Genomic DNA, 10747 nt, shown 5'->3' on the forward strand with positions numbered 1-10747 from the left:
GCCTCAGGGGCGCGCCGAGCTGCGGATCGCTGCCGAGGCCTCCACCCGCCAACGATTCAATCGGGCCATCGAACAACTCGCCGCCTGACCCGGACCGATACCCTCAGGGGCCCGGATCCAATGACGGATTGGGGCTAGGACCTGGCGACAGGTCTCCTAGCCGAAGTGTCTGGCGAAATCCTGATGCTGCTCGACCGTACCGAGCATGACCAGCTCCGCACCGGCGCGGAGCTCGACGTCTGCCGCAGGGTTCGTGATGGATTCGCCGTCGAGGCGCACCGCGATCACGTTGAGGCCGGTCTGCGCGCCGATGCCGCTCTCGGCCAGCGTGCTCCCCGCGAGTTTCGCGGGCACGTCTTCGACGAAGAGGTCTGCACCTTCGCCGAGAACGACCAGTTCACTCCCTTGTACCTCGGAGAGCAGGTGCTTGCTCGCAAGCGAGCTGTGGCTGAGCGCGAAGTCGGCACCCGCGCGGTGGATGGCTTCGAGGTTCCATTCTTCGGTGATGCGGCTGACGATGCGCGCGTCGGGGTTCAAGCGGCGGCAGTAGACTGCGAGGAAGATGTTGGTCGCATCGTCGTTGGTGGTGAGTACCACCGATGGGGCATCCCGAAGTCCAGCGTCGAGAACCACGTCCAGGCTCGCGGCGTCGCCGACGACGATGCGGTCGGCGGAGTCCTGAAGCTGGCGCACGCTCGCCTCGTCCTTGTCGAGGATCGTGACGCGTACGTCGCGCTCGCGAAGTGCGCGTGCAGCCGCGCCACCGACCTTGCCACCGCCGATCACCAGGACAGGGTTCTCGTTGGGGTGGTAGATCACGAAGAGCGCATCGAGTTCCAGCATCTGTTCTTCGGTGCCGACGATCACCGGAACACTGTGCGCGGAGAGCACCGTCTCCGGGCCTGCGGGTACGAGTTTCCCTCGTTCCCATACGGCGACGATGCTGAGCCCGGTCAGCTCGCGTAGGCGGGTATCGCGGATCGTTCGCCCCGCCAGCGATGTGTTCTCGATGGGAAACTCGGCGATCACGAGGTCGACGAAGCGCCCGACGCGATGGGTCTTGGGTGTTCCGACGCTGACGCGGCTCGCCAGGTGTTCACCGAGCTCGCGCTTGAGCGGCAGCACGCGCGAAGCGCCGCTCAGCTCGAGCACGTCGATCGAATCGTCGTCGTCGGCGAGCGCGAGGATGGGAACTTCCGGCGCGACTTCGCGAACGGCGAGGATCACGTTGGTGTTCGTGGCGTCTCCCAGGTTGGCGAAGATGAGGCTCGCACGTTCGGCTCCGAGGGCCCTGTAGGTTGCGGCGTCCGTGACTTCGCCGGCCACGACGGAGATGCCATCGGAGTGCATGTTCGCGCTGATCGTCGGGTCGGACTCGATCACGCGGTAGGGGATCGAGTGCGTGTCGAGATGCGGAATCAGGCCGGCGGAGATGGTGTCGTTGTGGCAGATGATGACGTGGTCGCGCAGCTCGTCCGGCACGGTGCGCGGCGCGCGCAAGCGCATCTGGGCTTCCAGCCACGGGGCGTAGAAGTAGCGAATGAAGGCGAAGGGCAAAACGATCAGCAAGGTGATGATCCCCGTCACCAGGACGAAGATGCTGAAGGCGCGACCGAGATCGCTCTCGAACGTGATGTCGCCGAAGCCCAGCGTGCTCATCACCGTGAGCGTCCAGTAGAGGCCCGTGATCCACGAGTGATACTTCCCCTCGTAGAGCATGATGACGTGGAAGAGCACCGAGAAGGCCGCCACCGTGGCCGCGAGGAAAGCGACGTACTTGAGCAACGCGGTCGTGTTGCGACGCATCTCGGGCTCGAGAAGCAGGGCCTGGAGTTGCGCGGGCAGGAACTTCATTGCTCGAGCGCAGATTCTATCGCCAGATGGAGTCCTTCGCGCCCTTTGCCGTCAAGCGGCGTTCGAGCGCCCTCCACGAAGTCCCGTCCGAGGCTTCTTGGCGGTGGCGCCTCGTGTACGATTCCGAGATGAACGAATCCCTCGTCCGCACCGGCCCCCGCCCCATCGGATCTAATCGGCAGGTCGGCCCGCTCGCCTTCGGCTCTTGGAGGCTCGTCGACATGAAGGTCGCCCAGGCGCGCGAGCGGGTGGAAACGGCCCTCGATGCCGGTATGAACCTGATCGACACCGCCGACGTCTACGGTCTCGATTGGGGCGGCACCGCCTTCGGCGCCGTCGAAGAGTTGCTCGGCCGCGTGCTGGCGGACGCACCCGCGCTGCGCGATCGCATGGTGCTGGCCAGCAAGGGCGGCATCCGCCCGCCGATACCCTACGACTCGAGCGAGGCGGCGCTGTGCGCAGCTTGCGAAGCCTCCCTCAAGCGTCTCGGGGTGGAGCGCATCGATCTCTACCAGATCCACCGGCCGGATCTCTACGCTCACCCGGCCGCCGTCGCCGCCGCACTCGACCGGTTGCGCAGCGACGGCAAGGTTGCCGAGGTCGGCGTCTCGAACCATACGCCCGCGCAGGTCGACGCGCTGCGGGCGCACCTGCCGTTCCCGATCGCCACGAACCAGCCCGAGTTTTCCGCGGGCCATCTCGCACCCATGCGCGACGGCACCTTCGACCAGTGCATGCAGCACGATACGACCGCGCTGGCCTGGAGCCCGCTGGCGGGTGGGCGACTCGTTTCGGGCGAGGGATTCACCCAGGAACTGCTCTCGACACTCGATCGCATCGCCGAACGCGAGGGTGTCGACCGCGCCACGCTGTGCGTTGCCTTCGTGCTCGCCCACCCCGCGGCGCCCGTTGCCATCGTCGGCTCGATGGATCCAGGCCGCATTCGCGACGCGGCGCGCGCCCTCGAAGTTCGGCTCACGCGTGAGGACGTCTACGCCATCGTGCAAGCTTCCGAAGGAGTTCCCCTGCCATGACCGTCGAAGTCAGTTGGTTCTCCGCGCTCTGCGACGACGACTACGAGTTCCTCGGCGTACCCGACCCGGCACTGCGCTCCTCCTACGAGCACTGCCGCAACATCGTGCTGACGGCCGATCGCCACGGCTACGACAACATGCTGCTGCCTTCGGGCTACGGCCTCGGCATCGATTCGATCGCTTTCGCCGGTGGCGTGGCGCCGCTGCTGCGTCAGATCCGACTGCTCGTCGCCGTGCGCTGTGGCGAACTCTGGCCGCCGCAGCTCGCCCGCCAGCTCGCCACGCTCGACCAGATGCTCGGTGGGCGACTCACCGTCAACATCATCTCCTCGGACCTTCCGGGGCAGACGCTCGAGAGCGGACAGCGCTACGCGCGCACGCTCGAGATCATGCAGGTGTTGCGCACGCTCCTCGACGGCAAGCCCGTCGACTTCCACGGCGAGTTCATCGATCTGTCGCTCGACCCGCCGGGCGCGCGAACCGTCTCCGGACGTTGCCCACCCTTCTACTTCGGCGGGCTCTCGGAGCCCGCACGCGAGGTGGCTGCCGCGGGTGCGGACGTCTTCCTCATGTGGCCCGACACGCTGCCGGCCGTCGAGGAGAACCTGCGCGATATGCGCGCGCGCGCCGAGAAGCACGGCCGAACGCTGCGCTTCGGCTATCGCGCCCATGTGGTCGTGCGCGAAACCGAGGAGGAAGCCCGCGCCGCCGCGGATCGCCTGATCTCGAAGCTCGACGACGACGCGGGCCGGGAGATTCGCGAAAAATCTCTGGACTCGCAGTCGGTGGGCGTGCGTCGCCAGGCGGAGCTGCGCGAGAGCGCGGCTGGCGACGGCTACGCTGAGCCGAACCTGTGGACGGGCGTCGGACGCGCGCGCTCGGGCTGCGGCGCCGCCATCGTTGGCGATCCCGATCAGGTGCTCGCGAAGCTCCAGGCCTACGAGAAGCTCGGGATCGAGGCCTTCATCCTCTCGGGCTATCCGCACGCGACGGAATGCGACCTGTTCGCACGCCACGTGCTCCCGCAGCTCGACCATGGACCGCTCATCTGAACGAGCGCGTTGTCCGCTACCGAATCACCGGGAACGTCATAGAGCGCTTTGAAACCACAGCCTGGAACAGATCATTCGGAAACAGAGAGAGGGCCGGAAATGGGTCGAAGAGTATTGTTGGGACTCGTTCTCCTCGTCCTGTTCGTGGCAGCCTGGTTCGGAAAGCTGCTCGTGGATGCCGGGCAGTTCCGCACTCTCGAACCCCATTTCGAAGGGAGTTGCCGACTCGTAGCCGGCGCTCCCGGGCCCGAGGATCTCACGATCCATCCGGAGAAGCGGGTGGCTTACGTGTCCGCGGCGAACCGCCGCGCGGCCATGGCCGGGCAGTCGGTGCCCGGTGCGATCCTGGCCTACGCCCTCGACGATCCGGAGAAGGGTCTCGTGAACCTGACGCCGGACGCGGGTATCGACTTCCAGCCACACGGCATCAGCCTGTGGCGCGGGCCGGACGGGCGCGAGGTTCTCTTCGTCGTGAATCATCCACCGGATGGTGCGGGTGGGCGCCGGCACAAGATCGTCGTGTTCGATCTGAAAGGGGAAGATCTCGTGCGTCGTCCTACGACACTCGAGGATGACGAGCTGCTGGTCATGCCCAACGACATCGTAGGAGTGGGGCCCGACCGGTTCTACTTGACGAACACCCACGCCAACCCGCCGGGGCTCGGGCAGACCTTGGAGACCTACCTGCGCCTGGCGCGGGCCCGGGTCGTCTACTTCGATGGCGAGCGTTTCCAGCCCGCGATCGAAGGGCTGCAGTACCCGAACGGCATCAACGCGAGCGCGGATGGGCGGCGGATCTACGTGGCTGAAACGACGGGGCAGGTGGTGCGCGTCTACGAGCGTGAGCCGGTTTCCGGCGCGCTCCATTTCCTACGCGAAATTGCAACGGGCAGTGGACTCGACAACGTCGAGGTCGCCGCAGACGGCGCGCTCTGGATCGGCTCCCATCCGAAGATGCTGGCGGTGGGCGCCCATGCCGAGGATCCGGGGCTCCTCTCCCCGTCCCAGGTGCTTCGCGTGGATCCAGAGAGCGGCGTGGTGCGCGAGGTGTACCTCGATCTCGGCGAAGAGGTTTCCGCATCGAGCGTCGCCGCCGTGGACGGCAACCGGTTGCTGATCGGCCAGATCTTCGACGATGGCATCCTCGATTGCACCATGTCTACAGCCAGATAGGGTCGCCGGTGCTCGAAACCTCGAGGAACTCTTCGAGAACCGTCCGGGCGTATCGATCGCCACGGGGGATCCTCTTATACTCCCCGCATGTCGACTTCAACACTGAGCCATCGAAATCCAGTTCGTTCCCTCCGAATGAAGATGCTCGACGCCGCACTGCTGGTGTCCGTAGCGGCGTTCATCGCCCTCGCACCCATCGAAGCGTCCGCTCAGCTTCGCCCCCTGGTGGGCGACATGCTGGCGAACCTCAACGCGCTCGATCGCATCGCGGAGGGTTTGGCGCTCGACGATTGGGATGAGATCGAAGATGCATCTCGCGGATTGCGTTCGCGAGCCGTTCGGATGCGCCTGCTCGATCTGGAATCCCTGCGGATGGATCGTAACCAGGATGCGGTGTGGGACGCCTTCCTCGTGGCCCAGGAACAGGCGTCCCGCGAAATCTCGCTGGCCGTCCGAAATCAGGACCCGTCCGCCGTCATCGCCGCGAAGAAGGGCCTGGTTGGAAACGCCTGCGTGGGCTGCCACGCCACCTTCCGTGATCCACAGAGCCGTCTGCGCGATTCCGTGTTGTACATGACGAATTTCCTGTCGTCGTGGCAGGACATGACGCGCGGTATGATGATCCGCGATTTCGATCTGTTGCGTACGCGGGCCGGTGAGCTCGCTGCCCTTACCGAGATCGTTGGCACAGACGAGGCCCTCGAGGACGCATTTGGTCTCGGAGGCCCAAGCCAGCGACGAAAATTCCGTGGCTTCCTGAGCGCCGTAGCTGACAACGCCAACATCATGAAGGCCGCCGCAGAAGAAGAGGATATCGGCACGATCCTTGCCGCATCCACCACCATGCTCGAAGAAGGCTGCGTGGCATGCCACAAGAAGTTCCGGCACTGACATCGCGAGGCGCGATGAAGGCCGAGAACGACACAGTGGGGCGGTTGCGTCGGCCGATTCGCCTCGTTATGGCGGGGTCGCTCTGCGTTCTGCTCTGCGGGGCCTGTGCCTGGCGTGCAGCGATCCTCTCCCCGGCTGAAGGACTCGTCGCCTTCGACCCGGACGCGGAGCGCTGGATCACCGAAGCAGAAGTATGGGAAGAGATTCTCGCCGCACGTTACGTGTTGTTGGGCGAGCACCACGACAACCCGGACCACCACAGGCTGCAAGCTGGCATCTTGAGAGAGCTTGCAGCTCGCGGACGTCGACCCGCGCTGGCATTCGAGATGCTGGGCGCGGACGTGCGGGACGCCATTGCCGAGTTCCAAGCGGCGGGAAGGGCGGATCCGGAGGCGCTGCGAGGTGTCGTCGAGTGGGATCAGAGCGGCTGGCCGGCGTGGCCCCTGTACGAGCCGATCTTCGCAGCGGGCCTCGACGCGGGGATGCCGATCATTGCAGCCCAGGTGCCGTTGGCTTTGCGGAAGGGTCTCACGGCGGAGGGGCTACAAGCCCTCCCCTCCGGCCCCGTGCGCGAGATCGCGACGCGCCCGCTTCCGGAGGCCTCTCAGGCAGATCTCGAGGAAGAGATCCGCGAGGGTCATTGCAACCGAATTCCCCTCGACTTGATCCCACGCATGGTCGAAATCCAACGGATCTGGGACGCGTGGATGGCCGACGCAATCCGAGCGGCCGCCACCCAGGACGGGGCCGTGCTGATCGTCGGGCGCGCCCACGCTCGCCGCGAGCGTGCGATCCCCTGGGCACTGGCCCAATTCGAGCCGGGCGCGCAGACACTCTCGATCGCCTTCGTCGAGGCCAGCCCCGACGACTGGCAGCACTGGGCCGACGACGAGCGCCATCAGCTCTCTAGTTACGACCTCGTCTACGTCACCCGCCCCATCGATCGCGAAGATCCTTGCGATCGCATCCCCGTGATCGACCCACCCGCGGAGAGCTAGAGCATTCCTCCACGCGTACCCAGCGCAGACAACCGGGCTGGTTCAATTCAACGTTCCTGCTGCAACTTGATCCGCGACGGTTGTCGAGCCGGCTGCAGCAGGGTCGCATCTTCCTCCGCCTTTTCCGGCACCGGGGCGATGGAGGGTGTCGTGGTTGGCTTCGCGGCCGGCCGGCGCTGCTTCTTCAGGTTCTTCGTCTTCAACGCTTCGTTGGTCGGAGCCTGGCTCGGGCTTCGAATCGTGCCGTTCTTGGGCTGGAGGGTCTTCACGCGTGAGGGGGACTGCATGCGGCGTTGCAGCTGCAGAGGCTTCTGGGGGACGACGGCGCCGGGCGCACCGGGCATACGTTGCAAACCGCTCTTGCTTCCCTCTTCGACGCTGGATCCTCCCGGGTTGAGGATGGGCACCTTTTCGAGGGTCGTCGTGAGCTGGCCAGAGCCGTTCCCGCCGGGCGGCGGTGAAGGAGGAGGGTCCTCGGTGACCTGGAGGGTCCAGAGCAGATTGCTGACCGGCTGGAGGCCTTCGAAGATGGCAACCCAGTAGACGCCGGTGGGAAGGAACCCGTTCTCGAAGCGGATCTTGTTGACCGACCACTCCTTGATCCACTGCTGGTCGATCCTGCCAAGGGGCTTGTTGCCGGCACCGACGTAGAGGCGTCGGTTGCCCTGGAGGTAGAGTGCACCGGAAATCGTCACCTCGTCTCCGGCACCGACGACGCTGGGTGTGTAGGAGAGGATATAGGCCTGGGGCTGGCTGGGTTCCTGGACAGGCGGGTAGTTGATGGTGATCTGTACGTCCTCCTCTTCTTCTTCTGGGTCGGAAGGATCATCCTCGACGAGAGTGTGGGTGGCGTTGGGATCGTTCTCGGAAAAGAAGAGGGTGCGGTTGCGGTTGCTCAGGAGCTTCCCGTTCTGGTAGATGCCGATCCAATACGCACCCTTCATGCCACCGGAGAGCTTCTTGATCCGGATCTCGTTCGGGGTCCAGGATTCGATGTCCGAAGCGGGAATCACGAAGTGAGCCTTTTTGCCTTTGCCCCCCATCTTGAGGGTGGGCTCGGATCCCTCGCTCGCAGGAGCGGCGGGCCCGGAAGGTTCGGAAGACCCGATCTCGACCAACTCGTTCGGTTGAAGGAGTTTGACGGGCTTCGAGAGCACCGAACCCGATACGGCAGCCTGGGTGTGCTTCGAGTTCGACGGGTCTTGCCACGGCACGAGATGGCTGCCGTGGATCGTGACTGGCTGGTCCCAGGCGGCCGGGAAGGGCTGATAGGAATCGATCTGCGGGGGCGGTGAGCCCTGGCTGGAAGGGCTGGGCCCGCCTTCCGCTGCGACGATGGGTCCAGCGGAAAACAGGCTCACGGCGACGGCCGCCCAGCGGAAGAGGTGCTTTCTGGGGCTCATGGAGACTCCTGTTTTCTTCACAGGGGAGGTCGGATCGAGCGAGCCCCCGGTTCAATCAACCGCCGCGACCAGGAGACCCCACGGCTGCCCCGCTCTACTGCTCCAAGCCGGCGCCCTGGGCGTCCTTGCCCTTCCGGTCGAGCTTCCCCTTGTCCTGCGCGTCTTTCCCTTTCCGGTCGAGCTGCCCATTTGCCTGGGGCTCCTTGCCCTTCCGGTCGAGTTTCCCCTTGGCTTCGGCATCCTTGCCCTTCCGGTCGAGCTGCCCTTTGCCTTGGGGTTCCTTCCCCTTCCGGTCGAGCTTGCCTTTGCCCTGGGCGTCCTTGCCCTTCCGGTCAAGCTGCCCATTCGTTTGGGGTTCCTTGCCCTTCCGGTCGAGTTTCAGTTTGGCGTCGGCGTCCTTGCCCTTTCGGTCGAGCTGCCCCTTGCCTTGGGGCTCCTTGCCCTTTCGGTCGAGCTTGGCCTTGTCCTGGGCGTCCTTCCCCTTCCGGTCAAGTTGCCCCTCGCCCCGGGCTTCCTTGCCCTTCTCCATGGCGGGGTTGGCTTTCTCGGCCTCGGCTGTCGTGCCGGGCGACGCGCTGAGTACAAAGATCACTGCGCCCGCGGCGCACAGCATGATGAAGATCCGTGTCATCGCTGCCTCCTTCTCAAAAAGGGGATCAACTCCCTGGAGATCGGGTTTGCATCGAATGGCATTGCCCATTCTCCCGCGGGGGTCCAAAAAGCCTAGCCTGGGCTCTGGCCAGGTTCCACGACTGCTTGCCCGCCTAGAAGATCGTGTAGATGAAGGGCGACACCGTCGAGCCCTGGCTCAGCAGTACCAGGGCACCGAATAGCGCCGTCATCACGAAGATCGGCAGCAGCCAGTATCTCTTCCGGACTTGTAGGAAGGCCCAGAGTTCGCGCGCGGCAGTCCACATGAGGTTCCTCAGTGTCTTCTGGATTGCCCGCTAGAGACTTCCCGGCATCGCGATCCATCAAGGAAAGCGCGAGGCGGATCACTCGCTGCGGGCAGATGATCCTCGATGCAAGTTCGGGGTTTCTTTGGAGTGTATGACATCGTTCAAACAGTCGTGCACGAAGGCCGCAGCCCTTTGCGAGCCCTCCAGATTGAGATGGACGTCATCGTAGAAGTTCTCGAGGGACGGCTCGATTTGCGAATCGAGATCGCAGACCGGCAGGTCCCACTGCTCACCGAGTTCGACCCAATACTGAGTGTATAGACGGGCGATGTGACTCATCGATTCGAGTGTCAACGAGTAGGAGGCGAACATCGGGGTCATCCACAACCGCTCCTTGTATTCCTCACTGATGCTCGGCTTGTAGCCGTTGGGTTGCGTAAGGATCACGCATTCCGCAGAAGATTCCTGGCAGAACTTCCCGATCTGCTGAAGCGCATCGGCAAACGATGGGCTCACGGCTTCCGGAAGAAAAGTCCGTTGATCGCTTCGGAATAGCGATCCGCGCTGCTCGGCGAAGAACTCCCCATAGCTGATCTCGTGGAATGGCTCCTCGTCCTGGCTTCGCTCCGCTGGCCGGCTCGCTTCGATCAGGGATTGCAGCCAGAGGAGCGCTCGGCCAAGGAGCGTGTTTTCGAGTGTGTAGGTCTTGGCACGCGGCACGAACTCGAGTTTGAATTCGCTCGGCTTCATCAAGATCCGGCTGTGGGCTTCATCCTGGTTGGGTGTCTCCCGGTAGAAGTGAGAGGCGATCTGAAGCAGGCTGTCGTTTCCCATCATCAGCATCACGTACATGTCCGGGTGGTACCCCTCGACCCGTCGCATCGTCTCCAGGCTATGCCTCGCCCGTACTCCCGAGACCCCGGTGTTGACTACTTCCACATCACGACCCAGGGTTTCCGTGAGGCGCTCCTGGACCAGGTGCGAAATCGTGTTCCGGTTTCCGATCCAATCCTGCGCAACGGTCGAGGAGCCGATGAAGAAGATCCGGTAGTCCGCTTCGCGGTCGTAGTCGATCGGCTTCGTGGTGCGGAATCCCTTGGCGTCAGTCGTCAGGTGCTGTTTCCCGTAGAGGCCTGGAAGGTTGTCTCCGCGGATCTCCAGAATCATGTCCGCATTCGGAATATGCGTCACGTAGGTGATCGGGAAGAAGTGGGTCGAAAGCAGGGACTGGATCAAGACGAATGCACCGATGTACAAACCGGTTACTCGGATCCATGTGATCGGGATGAGTTGCGAGGCGAGGGGTAGGCCGTACAGTGCGACCAGGCTCTGCTGGTCGATTGGGATTGGAGGAGATGCGATGACTCCATGAAATTTCGATTCGTCGTCCAGCGGGTGCGAAACCCGCCCGGCCAGGGGTGAGCCCGCCCGAACCGGTAGCGA

At 64.2% G+C, this 10747-nt stretch carries 9 protein-coding genes; 5 read left to right on the forward strand and 4 right to left on the reverse strand.

Going from position 1 to position 10747, the window contains the following annotated elements; all coding sequences use genetic code 11:
- Positions 1-156: 156 nt before the first annotated feature.
- Positions 157-1854: a potassium transporter TrkA gene (locus GY937_14535; GenBank protein ID MCP5057919.1), complete on the reverse strand. Its 1698-nt coding sequence runs from the start codon at positions 1852-1854 to the stop codon at positions 157-159.
- 128 nt (positions 1855-1982) lie between these two features.
- Here GY937_14535 and GY937_14540 point away from each other — a divergent pair, with 128 nt between their 5' ends.
- The 5 genes from GY937_14540 (at position 1983) to GY937_14560 (ending at position 7002) form a co-directional block, all read left to right on the forward strand.
- Positions 1983-2888 carry an aldo/keto reductase gene (locus tag GY937_14540; GenBank protein MCP5057920.1) on the forward strand — a complete coding sequence of 302 codons (906 nt, stop codon included), beginning with the start codon at positions 1983-1985 and terminating at the stop codon, positions 2886-2888.
- Positions 2885-3940: an LLM class flavin-dependent oxidoreductase gene (locus tag GY937_14545; protein MCP5057921.1), complete on the forward strand. Its 1056-nt coding sequence runs from the start codon at positions 2885-2887 to the stop codon at positions 3938-3940. The genes GY937_14540 and GY937_14545 overlap by 4 nt, the downstream gene beginning before the upstream one ends.
- Before the next feature lie 117 nt (positions 3941-4057).
- The gene (locus GY937_14550; GenBank protein MCP5057922.1) at positions 4058-5113 is read left to right on the forward strand and encodes a hypothetical protein; all 1056 of its coding nucleotides are present in this window, start codon (positions 4058-4060) and stop codon (positions 5111-5113) included.
- 87 nt (positions 5114-5200) lie between these two features.
- Positions 5201-6004, forward strand: a complete 804-nt coding sequence (locus GY937_14555) for a hypothetical protein (GenBank protein ID MCP5057923.1) — start codon at positions 5201-5203, stop codon at positions 6002-6004.
- A 14-nt stretch (positions 6005-6018) separates the two neighbouring features.
- On the forward strand, positions 6019-7002 hold the full coding sequence (locus tag GY937_14560; GenBank protein ID MCP5057924.1) for a ChaN family lipoprotein: 984 nt from the start codon (positions 6019-6021) through the stop codon (positions 7000-7002).
- 47 nt (positions 7003-7049) lie between these two features.
- Here GY937_14560 and GY937_14565 read toward each other — a convergent pair whose 3' ends face one another.
- The 3 genes from GY937_14565 to GY937_14575 all read right to left on the reverse strand — a co-directional run bounded on the left by GY937_14565 (position 7050) and on the right by GY937_14575 (position 10540).
- Positions 7050-8405 carry a hypothetical protein gene (locus tag GY937_14565; protein MCP5057925.1) on the reverse strand — a complete coding sequence of 452 codons (1356 nt, stop codon included), beginning with the start codon at positions 8403-8405 and terminating at the stop codon, positions 7050-7052.
- A 94-nt stretch (positions 8406-8499) separates the two neighbouring features.
- Positions 8500-9036, reverse strand: a complete 537-nt coding sequence (locus tag GY937_14570) for a hypothetical protein (GenBank protein ID MCP5057926.1) — start codon at positions 9034-9036, stop codon at positions 8500-8502.
- A 364-nt stretch (positions 9037-9400) separates the two neighbouring features.
- Positions 9401-10540, reverse strand: a complete 1140-nt coding sequence (locus tag GY937_14575; GenBank protein ID MCP5057927.1) for an SGNH/GDSL hydrolase family protein — start codon at positions 10538-10540, stop codon at positions 9401-9403.
- Between the last annotated feature and the right edge of the window lie 207 nt (positions 10541-10747).

Source organism: bacterium (genome assembly GCA_024228115.1).
GTDB lineage: Bacteria > Myxococcota_A > UBA9160 > UBA9160 > UBA6930.